The sequence below is a fragment of the Sphingomicrobium clamense genome (assembly GCF_019264355.1).
Taxonomy (GTDB): domain Bacteria; phylum Pseudomonadota; class Alphaproteobacteria; order Sphingomonadales; family Sphingomonadaceae; genus Sphingomicrobium; species Sphingomicrobium clamense.
In genome coordinates, this window is the sequence record NZ_JAHVAH010000001.1 from 1,558,917 (window position 1) to 1,581,259 (window position 22,343).

Genomic DNA, 22,343 nt, shown 5'->3' on the forward strand with positions numbered 1-22,343 from the left:
GATGGTGGGCGCGGCAAGGATTGAACTTGCGACCCCACCCGTGTGAAGGGTGTGCTCTACCACTGAGCTACGCGCCCGAAATGGCTCGGACGTCCCGCCGGGTGAAGCGCCATTAGGCGCTGGCAGCTTGGCTGTCCAGCCTCAACTTGGCCGGATCGATTTCGCTATTTCTGGACGGCGTCCTTGAGGACTTTGCCAGGGCGGAACTTGGGCTGCATCGATGCCGCGATCTGCATCGGTTCGCCGGTCCGCGGATTGCGTCCTGTCGACGCCTTACGCTGGGTCACCGAGAAATTGCCGAAACCGACCAGGCGAACTTCGTCTCCGCGTTTGAGCGTGGAGGTGATGATCTCGAGCATCGTTTCGACCGCGCGACTGGCGTCACTTCGGCTCAATCCTGCACGATCCGCAATCTCGCCGATCAGCTCCTGCTTATTCATTCCCTGATCTCCCGGTTTTGGTACTTACCGCATTCCCCATGAGACTCGCGGCATCTTCCCGAAAAGGAAGCGCCTTTTAAGACAGGTCCGAAGAGAAGAGTCAAAGGCGAGGCCAAGGAAAAATTCCCCTGACCCCGCCATTTCCGTATCGATATGGGATAATTTGCCCAAATGATGCAGGTTAATGTGCGACTGTCGGCCCTTCGCCATGCTCGCCGGTCGCGATGGGTTGCGTCGCCTGTTCGTCGGCATCGGACCATTCGATTGCTTGCATGGGCTGCGTCAGCGCATGGGCGAGCACCTCGTCGACATGCGCGACGGGAAGGATGTCGAGCTTCTCCTTCACATTGTCCGGAATCTCGGCGAGATCCTTCTCATTCTCGGCCGGGATGAGTACGGTCTTGATGCCCCCGCGTAGCGCGGCGAGCAGCTTTTCCTTCAGCCCACCGATCGGGAGCACGCGGCCGCGCAACGTGACTTCGCCGGTCATGGCAATGTCGCGGCGCACGGGGATGCCGGTGAGGGTCGAGATCATCGCAGTCACCATGCCGATGCCCGCCGAGGGCCCGTCCTTGGGTACGGCGCCTTCGGGCAGGTGGACGTGGATGTCCTTGCGCGCGAAGATGGACGGCTTGACCCCATAGGACGGCGAGCGTGCTTTCACGAAGCTCATCGCCGCCTGGATCGATTCCTGCATCACCTCGCCAAGCTTACCGGTGGTCTTGATCTGGCCCTTGCCGGGCACGGTGACCGCCTCGATGGTCAGCAATTCGCCGCCCACCTCGGTCCAGGCGAGTCCGGTGACGGCACCGATCTGGTCCTCTTCCTCGCCGACGCCGAAGCGATATTTCTGGACGCCCAGAAACTCGCCGACATTCTCGGCGGTGAGTTCGACGCTTTCCGCCTTCTTCTCGAGGATCTGGCGCAGCGCCTTGCGCGCAACCTTGGCCAGTTCGCGCTCTAGCGTGCGAACGCCTGCTTCGCGCGTGTAGAGGCGGATCATCGCGCGCAGGCCTTCGTCGGTGAAGGTCAGTTCGCCATCCTTGAGACCATGCGCCTCGAGCTGCTTGGGGATAAGATGGCGGACCGCGATCTCGACCTTCTCGTCCTCGGTATAGCCTTCGAGCCGGATGATCTCCATGCGGTCGCGCAGCGGCTGCGGCATGTCGAGCGAGTTGGCCGTGGTCACGAACATCACGTCGGAGAGATCATAGTCGATCTCGAGATAGTGATCGTTGAACTTTGCATTCTGTTCGGGGTCGAGCACCTCGAGAAGTGCCGAGGCCGGATCGCCACGGAAATCTTGGCCAAGCTTGTCGATCTCGTCGAGCAGGAACAGCGGGTTGTTGGCACCCGCCTTCTTGAGGTTCGAAATGATCTTGCCCGGAAGCGATCCGATATAGGTCCGGCGATGACCGCGAATCTCGGCCTCGTCGCGCACGCCGCCCAACGACTGGCGCACGAATTCGCGGCCGGTCGCCTTGGCGATCGAACGGCCGAGCGAGGTCTTGCCAACGCCAGGCGGGCCGACGAGGCACAGGATCGGCCCCTTCAATTTGTTGGTGCGCGCCTGGACCGCGAGATATTCGACGATGCGTTCCTTGACCTTTTCGAGGCCATAATGGTCCTCGTCGAGCACCGCCTGCGCTTCGTCGATGTCGCGCTTGAGGCGTGACTTCTTGCCCCACGGAAGCGCGAGCAGCACGTCGAGATAGTTGCGCGCCACGGTCGCCTCGGCAGACATGGGCGCCATCGCCTTGAGCTTCTTCAGCTCGGCTTCGGCGCGCTGCTTGGCCTCCTTGGACAGGCGGGTCTTGCGGATCTTGGCCGCGAGCTCGGCCAGCTCGTCACCGCCATCCTCGTCGTCGCCCAGTTCCTTCTGGATCGCCTTCATCTGCTCGTTGAGATAATATTCGCGCTGGGTCTTCTCCATCTGCCGCTTCACGCGGCTGCGGATCTTTTTCTCGACCTGGAGCACGCCGAGCTCGCCTTCCATAAAGGCGAAGACCATTTCGAGCCGCTTGCCCGGATCGAGTTCACCGAGCAGCGCCTGCTTATCCGAGACCTTGACCGACAACGCCGAGGCGACCGCATCGGCGAGCACCGAGGGATTGTCGATTTCGGTCAGCTGGACGCTGGTTTCCGCCGGCAGCTTTTTGTTGAGCTTGGCATAATTTTCGAACTGGTCGAGCACCGAGCGCATCAGCGCAGTCACTTCGGGCCCGTCAACCTCATGATCCTCGATCAGCTCGACTTCGGCATTGGTGTAGCCGTCGGCCTCGTGGAGGCTCACCAGGCGCGCGCGCTGTGCGCCTTCGACCAGCACGCGCACCGTGCCGTCGGGAAGCTTGAGCATCTGCATCGCGGTGGCAACGACACCAAGGTCGTACATCGCGTCGCGATCGGGATCGTCGTCGGCCGGATCGAGCTGCGCGACGAGGAAAAGCTGTTTGTCGTCGGCCATCGCGGCTTCGAGCGCGGCGACCGATTTGTCGCGACCGACGAACAGGGGGACGATGCGCTGCGGGAATACGACGATGTCGCGCAGCGGAAGAATAGGAAGTGTACGGCTAGTCATGCCGACAATATGGGAGCGGTCGGAGGGCCACGCAATGGCGCCGCCCCAACGATCCACAGAAAATTATGCTGCCGGAAGCGTAATGAGGTCGGGAAAATTGACCAGAATGGCGCTGGGTAGGTTCTGCATGGCGTGCGCCAGCATCGGCATGGCGAGCGCCCAGAGGATCGAGCGCTGTCGCCAGACGAGGTAGAGCGTCGAAAAGATCAGGAAGGGCCACCAGATGACGAGGCCCCAGGCGGGTGCCAGCGCACTATGCGCAGCGCCCCAGATCAATGCGCTCGCCACGATCGCGGCGGTCGGCTTGACGAAGCGGGTGAGCACCCAAAGGATCGCCGCCATGATAAAAGTTTCGACGACCGGCGCGAACACGGCGAGCATGAAGACGCCGAACCAGCCCATGGCTTCGAAGTCGGGACCCTCGACCGCTGGGAGCACGCCCTGCCACAGCGCCGCGAGGAGCAGGCTGCCTCCCCAGGCGAGCGCCCAGGCCACAAGCAGGCTGGCAACCGGCTTGTCCGCCCGTGCGAGCAACTCGGGAACGAAGTTCGGTAGCGGGAGCTGCGGGCCGCGAACGGCCGGGACGATCTCTTCCTGCACGGCCTAGCGCTTAGGCAGCCGTATCGCCGGCAGCGGCGTCGGGCTTCTTCTCGGCATAGACGCGGACCGGGTCCTTGCGGCCTTCGATCACGTCGGCATCGATATGCACCTCGTCCACGCCTTCCATCGAGGGCAGGTCGAACATGGTGTCGAGCAGGATGCCTTCGAGGATCGAACGCAGGCCACGCGCGCCGGTCTTGCGCTCGATCGCCTTCTTGGCGACCGCGAGCAGCGCATCGTCGGTGAAGACGAGCTCGACATCTTCCATGTCGAACAGCTTGGCATATTGCTTGACCAGCGCATTCTTGGGTTCGCGCAGGATCTGCACCAGCGCATCCTCGTCAAGGTCGGTGAGCGTGGCGATGACCGGCATACGACCGATGAATTCGGGGATCAGGCCGAACTTCATGAGATCTTCCGGCTCGGTATGCACCAGCACTTCGCCCGTGCGCTTCTCTTCGGGCGCGGCGACGTGGGCGCCAAAGCCCATCGATTTGCCTTCCATGCGGTCGCCGATGATCTTTTCGAGACCCGCGAACGCACCGCCGCAGATGAACAGGATGTTGGTCGTGTCGACCTGCAGGAATTCCTGCTGCGGATGCTTGCGCCCGCCCTGCGGCGGAACCGAGGCGGTCGTGCCTTCCATCAGCTTCAAGAGCGCCTGCTGCACGCCTTCGCCCGACACGTCGCGAGTGATGGAGGGGTTGTCGCTCTTGCGCGAAATCTTGTCGATTTCGTCGATATAGACGATGCCGCGCTGCGCCTTCTCGACATTATAGTCGGAAGCCTGGAGCAGCTTCAAAATGATGTTCTCGACGTCTTCGCCGACATAGCCCGCTTCGGTCAGCGTGGTGGCGTCGGCCATGGTGAAGGGCACGTCGAGGATGCGCGCCAGCGTCTGGGCCAGCAACGTCTTGCCGCAGCCCGTGGGGCCGACCAGCAGGATGTTCGACTTGGCGAGTTCGACGTCGCCGCCCGACTTCGCGCCATGGTTGAGGCGCTTGTAATGGTTGTGGACCGCGACCGAGAGGACGCGCTTGGCCTGCGCCTGTCCGATCACATAATCGTCGAGCACTTCGTTGATCTCGAGCGGGGTCGGCACGCCGTCGCGCGTCTTGATCAGCGAGGACTTGGCTTCTTCGCGGATAATGTCGTTGCACAGTTCGACGCACTCATCGCAGATGAATACGGTCGGACCCGCAATCAGCTTGCGGACTTCGTGCTGCGATTTGCCGCAGAACGAGCAGTAGAGCGTCGACTTGCCGTCGCCGTTGCCGCCTTCGGTTCCGCCTTGAAGCTTCGTCATGGTCTTCCTTCGGTTTCCCTTTATCGAACGCGCGCACGCGGGGTGCGGGTTCAGTGAGCCAGTCTAGGCCCGATTATGGCAGATACAAGCTGTGAGAAGGGTTAACGCCCCCACCACAGCTAAGCCCTTAATTTTCCATATGGAACGCCGGGCAAGCGATTCCAAGACCTATTCGCTCCGCGTCCCCATCCGAGACGCCGGTCAGAGCGAGATCCTGACCAGTCCTTCGAACAGGACCGCGAGCATGACCACGAACAGCAGGATGAGCCATAGCACCGAAAGCGGCTGCTCCTTACCCGGACGATAGTCCCCTGCCATCGGGTCCGTGTTGACCGGATCGACCAGCACTGCCTCGCGCACCGGGCGGGTGGGCTGCACTGGTGCCGGCGCGGGGTCCGGTGTCGCGGCCGCGCGCAGTCGGTCATAGTCACGCCGCCGAAGCGGATCGGACAGAATGTCGTGCGCGGCATTGATCTCCCGCGCCCGCGCCCCGCCGTCGCCCGGATGCGTATCCGGATGATGCTCTCGCATCAGGCGGCGGTAGGCGCGCCGTATGTCTCGCTTGCTGGCGTCGGGATCGAGGCCGAGCGCGGCATAATGATCCGGCGCGGCCATCGTCTCGCTTAGCTCGGGGTCACGTCACCCGCGTGGGTGCCCTTGTCTTCGCCCGCGTCGGGACGCTTGTCGAAGACCTGGTCGATGATGCCGAATTCCTTGGCCTCGTCGGCTTCCATGAACTTGTCGCGGTCCATCGCCGCCTCGATGTCCTTGATGTCCTGGCCGGTATATTTGGCGTAGAGCGCGTTGAGGCGCGAACGCATGCGCAGGATTTCCTTGGCCTGGATTTCGATATCGGCGGCCATGCCCTGCGCCCCGCCCGACGGCTGATGCACCATGATGCGGCTGTTCGAAAGCGCGACGCGCATGCCCGGCTCACCCGCGGCGAGCAGGAAGCTGCCCATCGAGGCGGCTTGGCCGATGCAGACCGTGCCGACGTTCGGGCGGATATATTGCATCGTGTCGTGGATCGCGAGACCCGCCGTGACGACGCCGCCCGGCGAGTTGATGTACATGAAGATGTCCTTCTTCGGGTTCTCGGACTCGAGGAAGAGCAGCTGGGCGGTGATGAGCGAGGCCATGTGGTCCTCGACACCCCCCGTCACGAAGATGATCCGCTCGCGCAGGAGGCGCGAATAGATGTCGAACGAACGCTCGCCGCGGTTCGACTGTTCGATGACGACCGGAACGAGGGCGGAGATAATGTCTTCGTGGTCCATGAGGACTCCTTAGGTGAGTGTTGCCGTCAACATCGGCAATTTTGGCAAAGGTTCAACCCGTGAGGGCCGAAAAATTCAGTCCGTCTCGTCGCCCGGCGCGGGCTGCGCGAGATAGGCGAGCCGCCGCGTTTCAGTGCGCGCGCGCTTGATCGCGGCGAGCGTGAGCCCGGCGAAGAAGGTCAGCAGCGCGACGATGGTCATGCCGGTGACGAGCACTGCGGTCGGCAGGCGCGGGACGAGCCCGGTCTGGAAGAAGGTGATGAACAGCGGGATGGCGAGCCCGATCGCGGTCAGCTGGATCGCCGCCGCGAGCGTGCCGTAGAAGGCGCGCGGTTCTTCGACCCGGAACAGCGTTCCGATCGTCTTGAGAATGCGCCAGCCGTCGCGGAACGTGTTGAGCTTGCTTTCTGACCCGTCGGGGCGCGCGCCATATTTGGTCGCGACTTCGCCGACCGGCATGCGCAGTTCGAGCGCGTGGACGCTCATCTCGGTCTCGGTTTCGAACCCTGCCGAGAGGGCCGGGAAGCTCTTGGCATAGCGACGCGAAAAGGCGCGGTAGCCCGAGAAGATGTCGGAAAAGCTGCGCCCGAAAAGCCAGGCGAGTAGTCCGGTGAAGGCCTTGTTGCCGAGCACGTGGCCGCCGCGATAGGCCTCGTCTTCTTCGTGGTGACGGGTACCCACGACCATGTCGAGCTGCTCGTCCCAGAGTCGGCGGACCATTTCCGGCGCGGCGGAGGGATCGTAGGTCAGGTCGCCGTCGGCCATGACGTAGACGTCGGCATCGATGTCGGCGAACATGCGCCGCACGACATTGCCCTTGCCCTGCAGCGGGACGGAGCGGGTGACCGCGCCATGCTCGCGCGCGATCTCGACCGTGCGGTCCTTCGAATTATTGTCGAAGACGTAGACCGTGGCGTCGGGGAGGTGCTCACGAAAGCCGGCGATCGTCTGCGCGATCGCCGCTTCCTCGTTAAAGCAGGGCAGCAGAACCGCTACCTTCATGTCGCCCCTCCCCTAAGCCGATATTACTTGGCCTTGGCCGGTGCCTTCTTCTTGGCGGCCGGCTTATTGGCTGCTGCCTTCTTAGCAGGAGCTTTCTTAGCAGCCGGTTTCTTTTCGGCGGTTTTTTTCGCCGCAGGCTTCTTGGCGGCCGTTTTCTTGGCAGGCGCCTTCTTGGCGGCGGGCTTGTCCGACTTCTTGGCCGGGGCCTTCTTGGCGGCCGCCTTCTTCTTGGCCGGCTTCTTCGCCTTGGCCTTCTCCGCCTCGACGCTGTCTTCGCGCTCGAGATCTTCTTCGATCTCTTCACGCGTTGCCTTGCGTTCGGTCACTTTGGCCTTGTCAAACAGGAAGTCGACGACCTTGTCCTCGTAGAGCGGGGCACGCAGCTGGGCCGCGGCCATCGGGTTTTCCTTGAGGTAGGTCAGGAACTGCTGCTGCTGCTCGGGCGGATACTGCTGGGCAGCCTGCGCGATCAGGCGATTCATTTCCTGCTCGGAGATCTGGACGTTGTTGGCCTGGCCGATTTCGCTCAGCAACAGGCCAAGACGCACGCGGCGTTCGGCGATGCGCTTGTAATCGTCGGCGTCGGCCTCGATTTCCTTGAGCGCTTTCTCGCTATCGTCCTCATGGCTCGCTTCATGGCGAAGCTGGTTCATGATGTTCTGATATTCGGCGTCGACCATGGAAGGCGGAACGTCGAAATCATGTTCGGCGGCGAGAATGTCGAGCAGGCGGCGCTTCATGTGCGTGCGCGTGAGGTTGTTGAGTTCCTCCTGCGCCTGGTCGCGGATCAGGCTCTTGAGCTGGTCGAGATCCTTGAGGCCCATGCTTTCGGCGAACTTGTCATCGATCTTGGTGTCGGTCGAGGTCTTGATCGCGGTCACCTTGACGTCGAACGTCGCGGGCTGGCCCTTAAGGTCTTCGACCGGATAATCTTCGGGGAAGTTGACCTCGAGCGTCTTCTCGTCGCCCTTCTTCACGCCTTCGAGCTGGTCTTCGAAGCCCGGGATCAGGCGACCCGAACCGAGTTCGACTTCCATGCCTTCGCCGGTGCCGCCTTCGAATTCCTTGCCGTCGACCTTGCCGACGAAGTCCATGACCACAAGGTCGCCCTTGGCGGCCTTCTTGGTCTTGGCGGCTTCCTTCCAGCTCTTCTGCTGCGAAGCGATCTGCTTGACGCGCTCGTCGACGTCCTTCTCGTCAACCTCGGCGGTCAGGCGCTCGAGCTTGAGGTCGTCCATGGCGGGCACTTCGACGTCGGGCAGCGCTTCGACCTTGACGGTGACGACGGCATCCTTGCCGTGCTCGTAACCGTCGGCCAGCGAAACTTCGGGCTGCAGCGCGGGGCGAACGCCCTGCTGCTTGAGCATCTCGTCCACGCCTTCGCGCACCGCCGTGTTGAGCGCATCCGCCTGGAGCGCTTCGCCGTGCATCTTGCGGATGAGGTTGGCGGGCACCTTGCCGGGACGGAAGCCGGGCATGCGCACCTGCGGCGCCACGCGCTTGATCTCGGCCGCGACGCGGTCCTCGATGTCCTTGGCGGGAATGGTGATTTCGAAGGTTTTCTGGAGGCCGTTGGCGTCCTTTTCGACGGTCTTCATGATGCTAATCGTCTATCCGTTCTTGCAAAAATCTCGTGTCCGGAAAGCCTTGGTGGGGGCAAAATGGTGCGGGCGAAGGGACTCGAACCCCCACATCTTTCGATACTGGTACCTAAAACCAGCGCGTCTACCAATTCCGCCACGCCCGCCGGCCAGCTTTCCTTAAAGGTGCCGCGCCTATAGCAATCTTGGGCGCAGGGGCAAGCCAATAGCCGAAAAGAAAGGCGTTTTTCGGGATCAAGGGCGCGCATTCATCGTTGAAGCGTCATGGCCAGCCGCCCGCCCACCAGACCGCCCGCGGAAATCCCGCGAGATCCCAAGCGCACCGACCGCCCGGTCGAGGACCCGCGAGAGCCCCCTCGCCCGCCCGATCCCAAGCCGGTCTAGGCGTTCGACGCCCGTTTAGCGGACAATCGCGCGCTTTCCACGATCGCTTCGAAATCCGGGAGCGCGGCATCGAAATAATGCGAACGCGCCGCGTCGAGCATGATGAAATAGAGCCGATCGCCGATCACCGCGCCCACCACGCGACCACGACGCCAGACCTCGTCTCCGTCGAGATGGTCATAGTCATACTGGAATCCGGGATAGCCCATGAATTGGCGCGGCTTAAGTTCGATATCGACAAATTCGATCGCGCCAGCGCGGCTGCGGAAGAAGCTCTCGATCATTGAAGCCACCTCGGGCGCCAGCATGTCGGCCTTGAACTCGGGCACCTGCCGGGTGGCCTTTCGCCGTTGGTCGACCAGCGCCTCGCCTTCCTTGAGGCCCGAGACGAAGCTGATGCCGTCGAGATAGGGTCCGTTCAACGTCCAGTCTTCGACCTCGCGCACGCTCGTGATGATACTGCGCGAAGCGCGGTTCCAGTCGCGCGGGGGCGTCACATACATGCCGCCGTCGCCAACCTTGCGCTCCTGCGACGCCTCCGCAAGCCAATATCCGCCACCGAACCCGCCGCCACCGCCTACGCAGGCGGACAGAGCGAGCGCCGAAATCGCGATCAACCCCAACTTCATAGCGAAATCTCCTGCCGGTCGATGTCGGCGATCATCTGCTTGATGAAGGCTGCGTCGGTCGCTTCGGGCGCCATGACGAGATAATGCGCCAGCGCGTCGCGCGCCTCGGCCCGTTTGCCTGCACGATGGAGCATCAGGCCATGCCAGCGCCACGCGTCGGGCGGCGCATCGTCGTAGAGCACGGCCGTCGCATAGCCCGCAGCCGCCCGGTCTCGGTCGCCCGGCTCTCCGCGCAGGCGCCAGATATCGGCCTCGGCATAGCGCAGCAGTCCGTTCCAGCCGTCTTCGGCCAGCGTCTCGACGATATGCTGGCTCGCGCCCGGGTCGTTGAGCAGGATCTGGTCCTCGAGGAAGATGCGGCGCCAGTCGCCCAAGGTTTCGACATAGCGGTCTGCGTGTAGATTATAACTCGCGCCAGGCTGTCTCACCCTCTCGGCGAGATAGGCCAAGTCCTTCATACGCGACTTCGGGCTGGGATGGGTCGAGAAAAGCGAGAAGCGACGCGATCGGCTCTTGCCGCGATACATGGCCGACTTGTCGAGCTCGGCGAGCAGTTGCTGCCAGGTCTGCGAGGCCGCGGAAGGCTCGTAACCGGCCTCCGCCATCAGCCGCAGCCCCATCGAATCCGACTCCGCTTCCATGCCCCGGCTGTAACTGAGTAGCGAAAGCAGCGTGCCGAACTGCGCATAGCGGACAAGGTCGCCGACATAGACTCCCGCCGCGCCGCCAGCGACGCCCGCGCCCATGGCGAGCACGGTGAAAATATCGGTCTTTCGCTTGCGATCGCGATAGCCGCGAATCTGGTGCTTGCACAGGAAATGCGCGGCCTCGTGGGCGATCACGCCCGCAAGCTGCGCCTCGTTCTTCATCCGCAGCAACAGCCCCGAGAAGACGACCGAGAAGCCCGTCGGAAACATCATCGCGTTAAATTCGGGCACGCGCGCCAGATAGATGCGGAAATCCTTTGCGGCCGGTCCGCCGACCGACGCGATGATGTCCTTGAGATAGGTGTTGAGACCCTCATCCTCGATGACGATGTTGGAGCCGGAGATTTCTTCCTCCGCGCGTTCCATCAGCGCCCACATCCCCTTTTCATCGTCGTCTTCAGGCACGTAGCCCTGACCGACCAGCGGCTTCATCGCGAACGGGTCGGGCGGCGCGGCCTCGGCCACTCCAGTTGCCAGCGCAGCCGACCCTGCACCAAGCCCGGTCATGAAGTTACGGCGAGAGACCATCAGCGCATCGCCTTTCCGGGCTTCATCCGGTCGAGCAGCCGTTCGACCATCTTGGCCGCGCCTTCGGGCGTGCGAATGTCGCCCTGCTGCGACTGGAGGAGGTTGAACCAGACGACTTCGCCAGTCCTCAGATCGACCAGCGAGGCATAGGCCTGCTGCTGTCCGCCGCCGACGCCGGGCGCGCAGAAGCCGATGAAGCAACCGGCAGTGCCGATGACGTTGAGCAGTACGCGCTCGGTCGAGGCAAACGTGTCGCTGGCATAGAGGAACAGCGCATAGTCATGACCTGTCGCCTGCCCGAAGCGCACCGCCTCTTCGCCCAGCGTCCAGTCGAGCCCCTTACGCCGCTTGGTCGGCAGTTCGAGACGATAATATTTGTGAAGCGCGATCGAATTGCCGACCGCATTGTGGAGGCGTTCAAGGCTGGCGACCGTGTCCTCGTCGACACCCTGTGCCTCCAGCCCGTCGCGGCTTTCGAGAAAGGTCACGTCCCCGCCGCGCGCCGCCTGCTGAGCCTTGAGCGCAGCAAGCAAATGTCCGCGCGCCGTTTCGGTCCAGTCGGCGCGCGGTTCGACCGTACCGCCAACCTTGACCGAGCCGACCTGCACGTCGGGCCGCATGACGATCAGATCATAGTCGCCCGAGGGCGGCACGAAGTTCAGGTCGGCATATTGGCGGGTCTGGACGCACGCACTCAGCGAGACAGAGAGCAATAGCGCAATACACAACCGGCGCATGGGTCACCTCCTCGATTGCGACAAAGTCTGCGCAATCAAGAGGTTGGACGCAAGGGGTTAAGTCTTTGTTCCGCTTAGCAGTCGGCGCCGGGCACACCGCCGAGGCATTTGCCGTCGATGGCGTTCGCGTCGACGTCGAGCCCGATCATCGCCGCCAGCGTCGGCATGATATCGACCGTCATCGCGCTGTCGGGCCGCGCGATCGACGTCATCCCCTTGCGCCAAAACAGGATCGGCACGCGGCGATCGTAATCGTGCGCGCTGCCATGGGTCGCGGTGTAGGTCCCGCCCGGATTGACGATCGGCATCACCTGATCCTTGAGCATGACGTAGAAATCGCCCGAACGGTCGGGATGGGTCGAGGCGCGCACACGCTGCAGCATCGACCAGCGCGCGGGGTCGCCGCCCGGGATGGGCTGCGCCATGATCTGTTCGACTGTGTAGACGTGCGCGACCTGCGGATGCGCGCGATAGAGGTCCATCACCGCCGCACGAAAGGCTTCGCCGTGCGTGGAATAGGTGGCTGGATCGAGGTACTGGTCGCCCGACGCGCCGCCATAGGCGACCGGACGTTCAACCTCGAACTGGGCTTTCAGTGCCTCAAGCCGTGCGACGAACTCTTCGGGCATGTTGACATAGGAGGCGTCTTCCTGCCCCATCGCGCGCAGACGCGGCGGGACGTCGAGCACGCCGTGATCGGCGGTCAGCACGACCGCATAATCGAGGTCGGAATCATCGAGCCGCGTCAGGAAATCACCGAGGCTGCGGTCGAGTCCGGCCATCTGCAGGCACATTTCCGCGCCGCGATTGCCATAGGCGTGACCGACATAGTCGGTCGCCGCGAGGCCGATGGAGAGGATGTCGGGCGCCTCGCCGCGTCCCAGCTGCATTTCCCCGATCAGTCCGGCGGCAAGCGCCAGCGCCGCGCCATCATAGGCGGGGTGGCGGCGGAAGTTTGAAGCGTCACCGGGCGCGATTTCGAGGCGGCCGGTGCCGACCACGGTGCCGCGCGTGCCGACCGTGTAGGCCCGGTCCCAGTCCGCGCAGTGCGCCGGAAGCTCGAGCGCGGGGATGCCGCGGGCGACGAGCGCGCGCGTGGCTTCGTTGATCTTCGCGACCGTAGCGGAGGGCGCAGCGCCGGTGTCGGTGACGAAATCCTCGCCGCCCCAATACCAGCGCTGGTCGACGTCGCGGCCAGCCATCATCACTGCCGAGCGATCCTTGCCCGCGACCGCGACGTTGCGGCTGCGCGGGTCGTCGGCCTTCATCCGCTCGCCAAGCGTCGGCACCAGCAGATGCTCCGCCGACACCGTGTAGGGATTGCCGTCGGACAGCGTTGCGTCCTCGGCGCAGTAGATTTCCTTATTCTCCCGCGCCGCGTCGGGATCGTACCAGTCATTGGCGACGATGCCCGTGCGTGCCGGGTGCGAGCCGGTGAGGATGGTCGAGTGGCCGGGGCAGGTCTCCGTCGCCGCCTGCGCCTGGAAGCCATTCAGGAACGCCGTCCCCTGCGCCAGCCGCGCGAGACCGCCGCTCATGTGCGGCGCGTAAGCCTCGAACAGGTCGCTCGACAGCTGGTCGACCGAGATGACGACCAGCAGGTCGGGCTTCCCCATCGGCTGCACGGGTGCCGCCGCAACCGGGCGCGGCGCGGGGCCCGGATCGGATGCGCATGCCACGAGCGCGGCCATTGAAATCCCCAACAGGCCGCTTCTCACGATACGCATCACGTCGTCTCCTATCCGTCCAGCTTGCCGCGCAGGATCTGGTTGACCACTTGCGGATTGGCCTGTCCACGCATCGCCTTCATCGTCTGCCCGACGAAGAAGCCGAACAGCGCCTGCTTGCCGCCCTTATATTCCTCGACCTTGTCGGCGTGGGCGGCGAGCACCTTGTCGATCTCGGCTTCGATCGCGCCAGTATCGCTGGTCTGCTTCATGCCATGTTTCTCGACGATCTCGGCGGGGCTGCCGCCTTCGTCGAGATAGAGCTCGAACACTTCCTTGGCCTGCCCCTTCGAAATCTCGCCCTTGCCGACCATGGCGAGGATCGCGGCGCTCGCCTCGGGCGTGTTGCGCGCGTCGGAGAAATCGACCTCCTTGGCGTTCAAGATCCCCGGAAGGACGGAATTCGCCCAGTTGGACGCGCCCTTGGCTTCCGCGCCCGCATCGAGCAGCCGGTCGAACCAGTTGGCGGTCTCGACCTCCGCAGTCAGCACGGCAGCGTTGTAGGGCGTAATGCCGAGATCCTCGTAGCGCTTCAGCTTCGCATCCGGCAATTCGGGGAGGGAGGCGCGGCACTCGGCAAGGAACTCGTCGTCCAGTTCGAGCGGCAGCAGGTCGGGATCGGGGAAGTAGCGATAGTCGTGCGCGTCTTCCTTGCTGCGCAGCGTACGCGTCGTGCCCGTATTCGGATCGAACAACCGCGTTTCCTGGACGATCTTCTCGCCATTCTCGATCGCCTCGACCTGGCGCTGCGCTTCATATTCGATGACCTGCATCACGAAGCGGACCGAGTTGACGTTCTTGGTCTCCGTACGCGTCCCGAACTCTTCGCCCGGCTTGCGGACCGAGACGTTGACGTCGGCGCGCATCGAGCCTTCTTCCATGTTGCCGTCGCACGAGCCGACATAGCGCAGGATCGAACGCAGCTTGCGGATATAGGCCCCCGCTTCGGCGGGCGAACGCATGTCGGGCTTCGACACGATTTCCATCAGCGCGACGCCCGAGCGGTTGAGGTCGACGTACGAATAGTCGGGATGCTGGTCGTGCATCAGCTTGCCGGCGTCCTGCTCGACATGGATGCGCTCGACCCCGATCGTCTTGGTGTCGTCGGGCTTCTTCTCGTCGGGGGCTACGGTGATTTCGCCCTCGCCCACCAGCGGGTGGTAGAGCTGCGAGATTTGATAGCCCTGCGGAAGGTCGGCGTAGAAGTAATTCTTGCGGTCGAAGCGCGACCATTTGTTGATCTGCGCTTCGATTGCCATGCCGGTGCGCACCGCCTGGCGGATGCATTCGCGATTGGGCACGGGCAGCATGCCGGGCATGGCCGCATCGACCAGGCTGACCTGCGTGTTGGGTTCCGCCCCGAACGCCGTCGCCGCGCCCGAAAACAGCTTGGCCTTCGAGACGACCTGCGCATGGACCTCGAGGCCGATCACGACCTCATACTCGCCCTCGGCGCCCTGGATACGATAGTCGCTCACCACCACTTCTCCGGAAGTTCGATGCTCGGGGCGCGTTCCTCGATGGCGAGGCCGGCGTTGAGTACCGTCTGTTCGTCCAATTCGTTACCGATCAGATGCAGACCGAGCGGCAGGCCGTCATGGTCGAGCCCGCCCGGAACGCTCATCGCGGGGAGCCCGGCCAGCGAGGCCGGCACCGCAAACACGTCGTTCAGGTACATCGCGATCGGATCGTCTGACTTCTCGCCAAGGCCGAACGCGGCGCTCGGCGCAGTCGGCGTGAGGATCATGTCGCACTGCTCGAAGCTTTTACGGAAATCCTCCTTGATCAGCGCACGGACGCGCTGCGCCTTGGTGAAGTAAGCATCATAGAAGCCCGCCGACAGCACATAGGTGCCGATCATGATGCGGCGCTTTACCTCGTCGCCAAATCCTTCAGCACGGGTCGCCTTGTACATGTCGTGCAGGCCCCCGCCCTCGACCACTTCGCGCAGCCCGTAACGGACCCCGTCATAGCGGGCGAGATTCGAGGACGCCTCGGCCGGCGCGATGATATAATAGGTCGGCAGCGCATATTTGGTGTGCGGCAGCGAAATCTCGACCGGTTCGGCGCCCGCATCGCGCAGCCACTCAATCCCCTGGTCCCACAGCGCGTTGATATCCTCGGGAACGCCGTCGATGCGATATTCCTTGGGAATGCCAACCTTTTTGCCCTTGAGATCGCCCGACAGGCTCGCTTCCCAATTCGACACCGGCGCGTCGAGCGAGGTCGAATCCTTGGGATCGAACCCCACCATGCTCTCGAGCAGGATCGCGCAGTCGCGCACCGTACGCGCCATTGGACCCGCCTGATCGAGCGAACTGGCGAAGGAGACGATGCCCCAGCGCGAGCAACGACCATAGGTAGGCTTGATCCCGCAAATACCGGTGAAGGCCGCGGGCTGACGGATCGAACCACCCGTATCGGTGCCCGTCGCGCCCGGCGCGATCCGCGCGGCCACTGCGGCGGCCGATCCGCCCGAGCTACCACCCGGGGTCAGCGAGGCATTCGACCCCTCGCGCCGCCACGGCGAGATGACACTGCCGTGCGCGCAGGTCTCGTTCGACGACCCCATCGCGAATTCGTCCATGTTGAGCTTGCCCAGCATGCCCGCACCCGCGGCTTTCAAGTTGGCCGACACCGTGCTTTCGTAGGGCGGCTCGAAATTCCCGAGCATTTTCGAGCCCGCGCTCGTCACCACGCCCTCGGTCGCGAACAGGTCCTTCATGCCTAGCGGGATGCCCGACAGCGGCTTGAGGCTGTCCGACTGGCGCGCGTCGTCGGCGGCCTTCGCCGCGTCAATCGCGTTATCGGGCGTCGCTTTCAAATAGGCGTTGAGCTGGCTCGAGGCCTCCACCGCCTTGTTGAAATCCTCGGCAATCTCGACTGCCGAGAAATCGCCGGCGCGAAACCCGTCGCGCAGCTCGCTGAGTGTCTTGCTCGTCAGGTCGGCCACTATTCAATCACCTTCGGGACGGCGAAGAAGCCGTGCTGCGCGTTGGGCGCGTTGGACAGCACCTTGTCGCGGCAATCGCCGTCGGTGATCTCGTCGTCGCGCAGGCGCATCTGCTGATCGATCACGGTGGCGAGCGGCTCGACACCATCGGTGTCGACCTCGCCCAGCTGTTCGACCCAGCCGAGGATATTGTTGAGTTCGGGAAGCAGCTTTTCGGCTTCCGCATCGGACATTTGGAGGCGCGCCAGATTGGCGATGTGGCGCACATCATCGATGGTGACAGACATGGGCGCCGCTCTAGCGGTGCTTGGGCCATGCTTCAAGCGATGTTGCAGCGCAGCGCGGGCGCGGCTAACGCGAGGCCCATGTGTGCACGTCGTTTCCTGATGCTCGTCGCCTTTCTCACCCTGCTTGCCGTGCTGGCAAGTTTTGCCTTCTTCCAGTGGGGCGACCGGGTGCTTCGCGACCAAGCCATGCCCACGGTCGAATTCGTCGAGCCCGAGCCCGAACCCGAGGGGCGCTTTGCCGACGCGTCCATGTGGCTGCTGCGTCCGGGGATCGAGGCGCCCGAACTGGAGTTCGAACCGGAGTTTGAAGCGACGCCGCTGCCCGAGCCGGTGATCGAGGATGCGATGGTCCCGCCGCCGCCCCCGCCGCTCGTCAAGATGCCGCCGGTGCCGACCTTCTATGTGCACCCGACGACCTATCTGAAGCGCGACCGCTGGAATGCGCCGGTCGAACTGGAAGGACAGGAAGCCCACCGCACCAAATTGTTTGTGCGTAGCCAGGCGTCGATCTTCGCCGAAACCGGACCGGTCTGGGCGCCGCGCTACCGCCAGGCAGCCTTCGGCGCCTTCCTGAGCCGCGAGGACGATGCGCTCTCGGCGCTCGAGGTCGCCTATCGCGATGTGGTCGAGGCGTTCGACCAGTTCCTGCTTGAAAATCCGGAGGGGCCGATCGTGCTGGCGGGGCATAGCCAGGGCGCGCTCCACCTGCTCCACCTCCTTTCCGATCGCGGGAACGAGATCGCCGACCGGTTGGTCGTCGCTTATGTCGTCGGCTGGCCGATCGACAGCGAAGCGGATCTTCCTGCAACCGGCCTGCCCGTGTGCAAGGGTCCCGAGGCGACCGGCTGCATCATGAGCTGGATGAGCTTCGGCGATCCGCCCAATGCCAGCCTCGTGCTGCGCGACTGGGCGAAGGGTGACGGCTATGCCGAGATCAATCGCAACCGCGATCGGCTCGTCTGCACCAACCCGGTCACGGGCGGCGCAGCGAACGAAGCGGCAGCGGCGGACCATCGCGGCGCGCTCATCCCCACTACCGACTTTACCGGCGGCACGCTGATCCCGGGCCAGTTCGCCGCGCGGTGCGAAAACGGGTTGCTGCTGATCGACGGAGAAACCGAGGGCTATGGTCGCTTCGTACTGCCCGGCAACAATTTCCACGTCTTCGATTTCGCGCTCTTCTGGGCTCCGGTACGCGAGGACGTGCGCGGCCGCGTGCTCGCGTGGGACTGGGGCGAATGATCTTCACTGCCGCCGCCGACTTCCTCGCCGAAGTGCCCGAAGGGCGGCTCGCGGGGCTCGACGTCGGCACCAGGACGATCGGGCTGGCAACCTGCGATGCGGCATGGAGTTTCGCCGGTCCGCACGAAACGCTGAAGCGCGGAAAGTTCACCGCCGATCTCGAAAAACTCAAGGCGTGGACCGCCAAGGAAGGCATCAAGGGTCTCGTCATCGGCCTTCCACTCAACCTCGATGGCAGCGACAGTCCGCGCACCCAGTCGACCCGCGCCTTCGCGCGCAACCTCGCCCCGCTCGGTCTGCCCATCCTGATGTGGGACGAACGCTGGTCGACCATGGCGGTCGAGCGGGCGATGATCGACGCCGACGTCAGCCGCGCCAAGCGCGCCGACAAGGTCGATGCCATGGCCGCCGCGCACATCCTCCAAGGCGCGATCGACGCGCTGGTCAATTGCGACGAGCAAAGCTAGGACGCGCCCCCATGGACCTGATCACGATCGACGACCTCAAGGACGAACAGCTCGACTGGCTGATGGACGCCGGGCTTGCCTATTTCGAGCGCAACCGCGCGGGCGCCGAGGTCGCTCCCAAGCTGGCCGGCAAATCGGTCATTACCGCCTTTTTCGAGGCCTCGACCCGCACGCTAATGAGCTTCGAAGTCGCTGCTCGCCGACTAGGCGCCGAGGTCACCCGCCTGCCAGTGGAACGCAGCTCGGTGCTCAAGGGCGAAAGCCTCAAAGACACCGTCTGGACGCTGCAGGCGATGAGCCCCGCCATCTTCGTCATCCGGCATGGCGAGCAGGGCGCGGTCGCCGACGTCGCGCGCTGGATGAGCACGCCGGTGCTCAATGCGGGCGACGGGGCGGGCCACCACCCGACACAGGGGCTGCTCGACGTTGCGACGATCAAGCACAAGCTGGGGCGCATCGAGGGGCTCAAGGTCGCGATTTGCGGCGATATCCGCCACAGCCGGGTCGCCAATTCGACCGCCGCATTGCTGGAGCGAATGGGCGCCGAGGTGCGGCTTGCAGGCCCCGCCGCGCTAATGCCCGAGGGCCATGACGGTCCCGACGGCATTGACGAGGCGATCGCCGGCGCCGACGTCGTGATGATTCTGCGCGTCCAGCGCGAACGGCTCGAAGCCGAGCTGGGCGATGGTCCGGGCGAATATCTGTCGCGCTACGGTCTGACCGAAGAGCGGGTAAAGCTCGCCGCGCCGCAGGTGGTGGTCATGCACCCTGGCCCCATGAACCGCGGGGTCGAGATCGCCGACAGTGTCGCCGACGGCCCCCGTTCGGTCATCCGCACACAGGTCGAAATGGGCGTCGCCATGCGCATGGCGGTGCTGCAGATGGTCGCCGGCGCTTAAAGAAGAAGGGGCGGCGTTTCTGCCACCCCTCCGGTACCACAAATTTGTGATGCTTCAGTCGCGGCTGGCGAGCCGGAAGGGCGCATCGCCCTCGATCCGGCGCACCCAGCATTCGCCGCCCGCACGCTTCAGCTCCATGCAGAAGTCGCGCGCTTCGGCGTCGCTGGCAAAGCCGTGTGCTGCAAGACGATAGAAGGTCTTGCCATCGATGACGGTGCGTGCCGCCATCGGCGCGTAGGCGTTGAGCGAGGCGTGCTCCGACGCGACCTTTTCCCAACCTGCGTTGAGATGGCCGCGCTTCGAGAAGGCCGCGATCTGGACGACCGAGCGGCTGGCCTTGGCCGAGCGCTTGGCGTCGCTGCGGATCGAACGCGCCGACTGGGTCAGACGCGTGCTTTCAGGCGCGAAGGCGGGCTTGGCAGCCTTGGTCTCGCTGATGCTTGCGCTGGCCATGGCGATCGGCGCCATCGCCGACGGCTGGACCGAAACGGGCTGCGGCGCCAGTTCGTCCTCGACGATATCGTCCGCCGCCACTTCGGCCAATTCCACGTCGGCGATCTGGATGTCGATATTGCCGGCATAGCCTTCGACCAGCGAGGCCGACTGGACCTGCGGCGCCGACGGCGCGGCACCATAGGCCGGGATCGGCGCAGGCTGCGGCGCAACCGGCGCGACCGGAGCAATGGGCGCTGCAGCAGGCACGACCGGCGCTTCGAGCGAAACCGCCTGTGCTTCGGGCTGTGCCAGCTGTGCGAAGCGGTTGCCGTCGTCGGCACCGAGCGCGAGGCGCACGGGCATGCCGACATCGTCCGGCGCGGCATGGATGCCGAGCACGGTGGCGAGCTTGGTGGCCGGATGCTCGGCCTTGGCCATCAGCATCCAGTCCTGCAAGCGACGGTCGAGCAGGTGGCCCGGCACATCCTGCGACGCGATGATGCGCGCGGCCTGCCAGTCGCCCTTCATCCCCTGCGCAAGCGCCAGGTTCTGGCGAACGCGACCGTCCGCGCCCGGCTGGCGAGCGGCATGGTCGAGAATGCGGACAGCTTCGTCGGCGCGACCGGCCAGCGCGAGCCCGAGGCCGCGATCGGCCGGGTCGAGCATGTCCTGCGCCCCATTTAGCATCATCACCGCGGCCTCGTTACGGCCCTGCGCGATCAGCACCAGCGCGCGCTTGAGCGCGATCTTGGGCTGGACCGGCACCAGGCGGAGCGAGTCGCGATAGGCGGCATCGGCCGAGTTGAAACGGCCGGCCGCGAAATAGGCATTGCCGAGCAGCGCGCGGAAACCCGCATCGCGCGGGCTGTTCTCGACGGCTTTTTCGGCAAGCTGGATGGCAGCCTGTGTGTCGCCCTGTACCAGCGCGGCCTGCGCGCGGGTGGCGACCCCGATATTCTCATGATCGACCTTGCCTCCGAAGATCGACGCGCCCTTGGTGGCGTCCGACCCGGGATAGCTGCACGCGCCCATGGCGCCGGCAAGCGCAATCGCGCTGATCGCGGTCCCAATCTTGTTCATTCTCCCACTCCCCTACATCGCTACAATATTGGGGTGGTGGCCGGTCTTGGCGCCGGCCTTACACCCTATTCGGCGCGTTTCGCGCTCTTCTCCGCGAGCTCGTCGAGCTCGGGCATTTCGGAAAGCGCCCGATCGAGCGCCTGGCTGACGAATTTCTGTGCCGACAGGCCGGTGAGCGCACAGGCCAGGCGCAGCTTGAGATGCACGTCCTGGTCGAGGCGCAGCGTGAAGGCGGCCTTGCCCTTGGCATTCGAACGGCTGGCGATCGGCTCCACCTCGTCGAGCGAAGCGGCAATGCGCTCGGGCTCTTCGACGGCAGGCGTCTCGACGACGACCGGCTCGATGGCATCTTCCACTGGAGCGTCGAAGGCGACCGGCTCGGCAAGGTTTTCCACCGGCTCGTCTTCGACCGGCACTTCGGCGAGAGGCTCTTCGGCCACGTCCTCGGCTTCCAGTTCGGCACCGGTTTCGAACGGCACCGGTTCGAAATCGGGCAGCTTGGGCTCGATCGCGACAGGCGCTTTCTCTTCCTCGGCAGTCTCCTCGACCACCGGCTCGGCGGGCTGTTCCGACGCTGCGAGCGCGTCGAGCACCGGACCGAGCGGCCCCGAGAATCCGGGCGCGTCGGCATCGGCCACCGGCTCGTCGGCCGTGTCCTCGGCTTCGACCGGCTCGTCCCAGACGGACGGCCCCTCTTCGGCCACCGGCGCGTCGGCGTCCTCGTCGTCGCTCGCGAACGGCACGAGGCCTTCGGGCGGCGACACTTCTTCGTAGATTTCCGGCGCGTCGATCGCTTCCGGCTCTTCCGATGCTGCGGTCGGCTCGGGCTGCGTATCTTCGGCAGCGGGCTGCTCGACCGGCGTGGCGGGCTTTCCGAAGTTGGAAAGATCGCTCGGCAGGTGCGAGAAATCGCTGAGCGGCGCGGAGGTCCCCTCGGCAGGCGCAGCCTGCGGGATCAGGTCTGCGACGGTGCGCTGGAGCTTGGGCTCTTCGTCGAACGAGGCAGGCTCGGACTTGCCGACGCCAAGGTCGATATCCATGGCCTCGTCTTCGTCGCCTTCCCACAGTTCGGCGGTTTCGTCGAACACGTCGTCGCCGTCATGATGCTCTTCATTCTCGTCGTAACCGAATGCGGCCTCGATCTCTTCGCGCTGGTCGTGGACCGGCGAGGATGCGGGCGAGAGCATCGAAATCGGGTTGCGCTTGAACGCGTCGACGACTTCGCCGCCTTCGCCTTCGGGTTCGTCGACGGGCGCGAGCTGGTCGGCCTGCGCCATGCGGGCCATTGCCGCTTCGTTATCCTGGTCGGGATAATCGGGATCGCCAAGGTCGTTCCAGCCGAGATCGTCGAGACCGCCCGGGCCGACCTGGCCGAAGCCCTGGCGCCGCATGGCGGGACGCGCCGAACCCTTGCGGGCCAGCAAGCCGGAAGACAGGGATGCGAAAGCTTTATGTTCGCTCATG

General features: G+C 64.4%; 20 protein-coding genes and 2 tRNA genes. 3 read left to right on the forward strand and 19 right to left on the reverse strand.

What is annotated here, in order from left to right; translation table 11 throughout:
• Positions 1-2: 2 nt before the first annotated feature.
• The 17 genes from KTQ36_RS08050 to gatC all read right to left on the reverse strand — a co-directional run bounded on the left by KTQ36_RS08050 (position 3) and on the right by gatC (position 16,756).
• Positions 3-77 (reverse strand) — tRNA-Val (locus KTQ36_RS08050).
• A gap of 87 nt (positions 78-164) precedes the next feature.
• The gene (locus tag KTQ36_RS08055) at positions 165-440 is read right to left on the reverse strand and encodes an HU family DNA-binding protein (RefSeq protein ID WP_218633167.1); all 276 of its coding nucleotides are present in this window, start codon (positions 438-440) and stop codon (positions 165-167) included.
• Between the two features lie 181 nt (positions 441-621).
• Positions 622-3,018, reverse strand: a complete 2,397-nt coding sequence (gene lon, locus KTQ36_RS08060; RefSeq protein WP_218633168.1) for an endopeptidase La — start codon at positions 3,016-3,018, stop codon at positions 622-624.
• Positions 3,019-3,081: 63 nt separating this feature from the next.
• Positions 3,082-3,618, reverse strand: a complete 537-nt coding sequence (locus tag KTQ36_RS11500) for a CPBP family intramembrane glutamic endopeptidase (RefSeq protein WP_218633169.1) — start codon at positions 3,616-3,618, stop codon at positions 3,082-3,084.
• Positions 3,619-3,628: 10 nt separating this feature from the next.
• Complete coding sequence (clpX, locus tag KTQ36_RS08070) at positions 3,629-4,924, reverse strand: ATP-dependent Clp protease ATP-binding subunit ClpX (RefSeq protein WP_218633170.1); 1,296 nt, start codon at positions 4,922-4,924, stop codon at positions 3,629-3,631.
• A gap of 201 nt (positions 4,925-5,125) precedes the next feature.
• Entirely contained in the window at positions 5,126-5,539 is a 414-nt protein-coding gene (locus KTQ36_RS08075; protein ID WP_218633171.1) for a J domain-containing protein, read from the reverse strand.
• Positions 5,540-5,547: 8 nt separating this feature from the next.
• Positions 5,548-6,201, reverse strand: a complete 654-nt coding sequence (locus tag KTQ36_RS08080) for an ATP-dependent Clp protease proteolytic subunit (protein ID WP_218633172.1) — start codon at positions 6,199-6,201, stop codon at positions 5,548-5,550.
• Positions 6,202-6,276: 75 nt separating this feature from the next.
• Entirely contained in the window at positions 6,277-7,203 is a 927-nt protein-coding gene (locus tag KTQ36_RS08085; protein WP_218633173.1) for a glycosyltransferase, read from the reverse strand.
• 23 nt (positions 7,204-7,226) lie between these two features.
• Complete coding sequence (gene tig / locus KTQ36_RS08090; protein WP_218633174.1) at positions 7,227-8,801, reverse strand: trigger factor; 1,575 nt, start codon at positions 8,799-8,801, stop codon at positions 7,227-7,229.
• A gap of 64 nt (positions 8,802-8,865) precedes the next feature.
• A tRNA-Leu gene (locus KTQ36_RS08095) sits at positions 8,866-8,950 on the reverse strand.
• A gap of 234 nt (positions 8,951-9,184) precedes the next feature.
• Positions 9,185-9,817, reverse strand: coding sequence for a hypothetical protein (locus KTQ36_RS08100; protein ID WP_218633175.1), 633 nt, complete (start codon positions 9,815-9,817; stop codon positions 9,185-9,187).
• Complete coding sequence (locus KTQ36_RS08105) at positions 9,814-11,052, reverse strand: M48 family metallopeptidase (RefSeq protein ID WP_218633883.1); 1,239 nt, start codon at positions 11,050-11,052, stop codon at positions 9,814-9,816. The genes KTQ36_RS08100 and KTQ36_RS08105 overlap by 4 nt, the downstream gene beginning before the upstream one ends.
• Entirely contained in the window at positions 11,052-11,789 is a 738-nt protein-coding gene (locus KTQ36_RS08110) for a hypothetical protein (protein WP_218633176.1), read from the reverse strand. The genes KTQ36_RS08105 and KTQ36_RS08110 overlap by 1 nt, the downstream gene beginning before the upstream one ends.
• Positions 11,790-11,863: 74 nt before the next feature.
• Positions 11,864-13,516, reverse strand: coding sequence for an alkaline phosphatase family protein (locus KTQ36_RS08115; RefSeq protein WP_218633177.1), 1,653 nt, complete (start codon positions 13,514-13,516; stop codon positions 11,864-11,866).
• Between the two features lie 11 nt (positions 13,517-13,527).
• Positions 13,528-14,994 (reverse strand): Asp-tRNA(Asn)/Glu-tRNA(Gln) amidotransferase subunit GatB, encoded by a 1,467-nt coding sequence (gatB, locus tag KTQ36_RS08120; protein WP_218633178.1) that lies wholly within the window; start codon positions 14,992-14,994, stop codon positions 13,528-13,530.
• Positions 14,991-16,469, reverse strand: a complete 1,479-nt coding sequence (gatA, locus tag KTQ36_RS08125; RefSeq protein WP_218633179.1) for an Asp-tRNA(Asn)/Glu-tRNA(Gln) amidotransferase subunit GatA — start codon at positions 16,467-16,469, stop codon at positions 14,991-14,993. The genes gatB and gatA overlap by 4 nt, the downstream gene beginning before the upstream one ends.
• Positions 16,469-16,756 (reverse strand): Asp-tRNA(Asn)/Glu-tRNA(Gln) amidotransferase subunit GatC, encoded by a 288-nt coding sequence (gene gatC / locus KTQ36_RS08130; RefSeq protein ID WP_218633180.1) that lies wholly within the window; start codon positions 16,754-16,756, stop codon positions 16,469-16,471. The genes gatA and gatC overlap by 1 nt, the downstream gene beginning before the upstream one ends.
• 78 nt (positions 16,757-16,834) lie before the next feature.
• Between gatC and KTQ36_RS08135 the strand changes: the two genes are divergently transcribed.
• Genes KTQ36_RS08135 through KTQ36_RS08145 form a run of 3 tightly spaced genes read left to right on the forward strand, consistent with a single transcriptional unit; the run spans position 16,835 to position 19,364 of the window.
• Complete coding sequence (locus tag KTQ36_RS08135) at positions 16,835-17,998, forward strand: DUF3089 domain-containing protein (protein ID WP_218633181.1); 1,164 nt, start codon at positions 16,835-16,837, stop codon at positions 17,996-17,998.
• The gene (gene ruvX, locus KTQ36_RS08140; RefSeq protein ID WP_218633182.1) at positions 17,995-18,465 is read left to right on the forward strand and encodes a Holliday junction resolvase RuvX; all 471 of its coding nucleotides are present in this window, start codon (positions 17,995-17,997) and stop codon (positions 18,463-18,465) included. Before KTQ36_RS08135 ends, ruvX begins: the two co-directional genes overlap by 4 nt.
• A gap of 11 nt (positions 18,466-18,476) precedes the next feature.
• Positions 18,477-19,364 carry an aspartate carbamoyltransferase catalytic subunit gene (locus KTQ36_RS08145; RefSeq protein ID WP_218633183.1) on the forward strand — a complete coding sequence of 296 codons (888 nt, stop codon included), beginning with the start codon at positions 18,477-18,479 and terminating at the stop codon, positions 19,362-19,364.
• Between the two features lie 54 nt (positions 19,365-19,418).
• Here the strand turns inward: KTQ36_RS08145 and KTQ36_RS08150 are convergent, their stop codons facing one another.
• Both KTQ36_RS08150 and KTQ36_RS08155 read right to left on the reverse strand, forming a co-directional pair.
• Positions 19,419-20,879, reverse strand: a complete 1,461-nt coding sequence (locus KTQ36_RS08150; RefSeq protein ID WP_218633184.1) for an SPOR domain-containing protein — start codon at positions 20,877-20,879, stop codon at positions 19,419-19,421.
• A 65-nt stretch (positions 20,880-20,944) separates the two neighbouring features.
• Entirely contained in the window at positions 20,945-22,342 is a 1,398-nt protein-coding gene (locus KTQ36_RS08155) for a hypothetical protein (protein ID WP_218633929.1), read from the reverse strand.
• Between the last annotated feature and the right edge of the window lies 1 nt (position 22,343).

What these genes read in the sequence shown, in the direction of transcription:
- KTQ36_RS08055 (WP_218633167.1), bottom strand. Translation starts at nt 440, where the DNA reads ATGAATAAGCAGGAGCTGATCGGCGAGATTGCGGATCGTGCAGGATTG.
- lon (WP_218633168.1), bottom strand. Translation starts at nt 3,018, where the DNA reads ATGACTAGCCGTACACTTCCTATTCTTCCGCTGCGCGACATCGTCGTA.
- clpX (WP_218633170.1), bottom strand. Translation starts at nt 4,924, where the DNA reads ATGACGAAGCTTCAAGGCGGAACCGAAGGCGGCAACGGCGACGGCAAG.
- KTQ36_RS08075 (WP_218633171.1), bottom strand. Translation starts at nt 5,539, where the DNA reads ATGGCCGCGCCGGATCATTATGCCGCGCTCGGCCTCGATCCCGACGCC.
- KTQ36_RS08080 (WP_218633172.1), bottom strand. Translation starts at nt 6,201, where the DNA reads ATGGACCACGAAGACATTATCTCCGCCCTCGTTCCGGTCGTCATCGAA.
- KTQ36_RS08085 (WP_218633173.1), bottom strand. Translation starts at nt 7,203, where the DNA reads ATGAAGGTAGCGGTTCTGCTGCCCTGCTTTAACGAGGAAGCGGCGATC.
- tig (WP_218633174.1), bottom strand. Translation starts at nt 8,801, where the DNA reads ATGAAGACCGTCGAAAAGGACGCCAACGGCCTCCAGAAAACCTTCGAA.
- KTQ36_RS08100 (WP_218633175.1), bottom strand. Translation starts at nt 9,817, where the DNA reads ATGAAGTTGGGGTTGATCGCGATTTCGGCGCTCGCTCTGTCCGCCTGC.
- KTQ36_RS08105 (WP_218633883.1), bottom strand. Translation starts at nt 11,052, where the DNA reads ATGGTCTCTCGCCGTAACTTCATGACCGGGCTTGGTGCAGGGTCGGCT.
- KTQ36_RS08110 (WP_218633176.1), bottom strand. Translation starts at nt 11,789, where the DNA reads ATGCGCCGGTTGTGTATTGCGCTATTGCTCTCTGTCTCGCTGAGTGCG.
- KTQ36_RS08115 (WP_218633177.1), bottom strand. Translation starts at nt 13,516, where the DNA reads ATGCGTATCGTGAGAAGCGGCCTGTTGGGGATTTCAATGGCCGCGCTC.
- gatC (WP_218633180.1), bottom strand. Translation starts at nt 16,756, where the DNA reads ATGTCTGTCACCATCGATGATGTGCGCCACATCGCCAATCTGGCGCGC.
- KTQ36_RS08135 (WP_218633181.1), top strand. Translation starts at nt 16,835, where the DNA reads ATGTGTGCACGTCGTTTCCTGATGCTCGTCGCCTTTCTCACCCTGCTT.
- ruvX (WP_218633182.1), top strand. Translation starts at nt 17,995, where the DNA reads ATGATCTTCACTGCCGCCGCCGACTTCCTCGCCGAAGTGCCCGAAGGG.
- KTQ36_RS08145 (WP_218633183.1), top strand. Translation starts at nt 18,477, where the DNA reads ATGGACCTGATCACGATCGACGACCTCAAGGACGAACAGCTCGACTGG.
- KTQ36_RS08150 (WP_218633184.1), bottom strand. Translation starts at nt 20,879, where the DNA reads ATGAACAAGATTGGGACCGCGATCAGCGCGATTGCGCTTGCCGGCGCC.
- KTQ36_RS08155 (WP_218633929.1), bottom strand. Translation starts at nt 22,342, where the DNA reads ATGAGCGAACATAAAGCTTTCGCATCCCTGTCTTCCGGCTTGCTGGCC.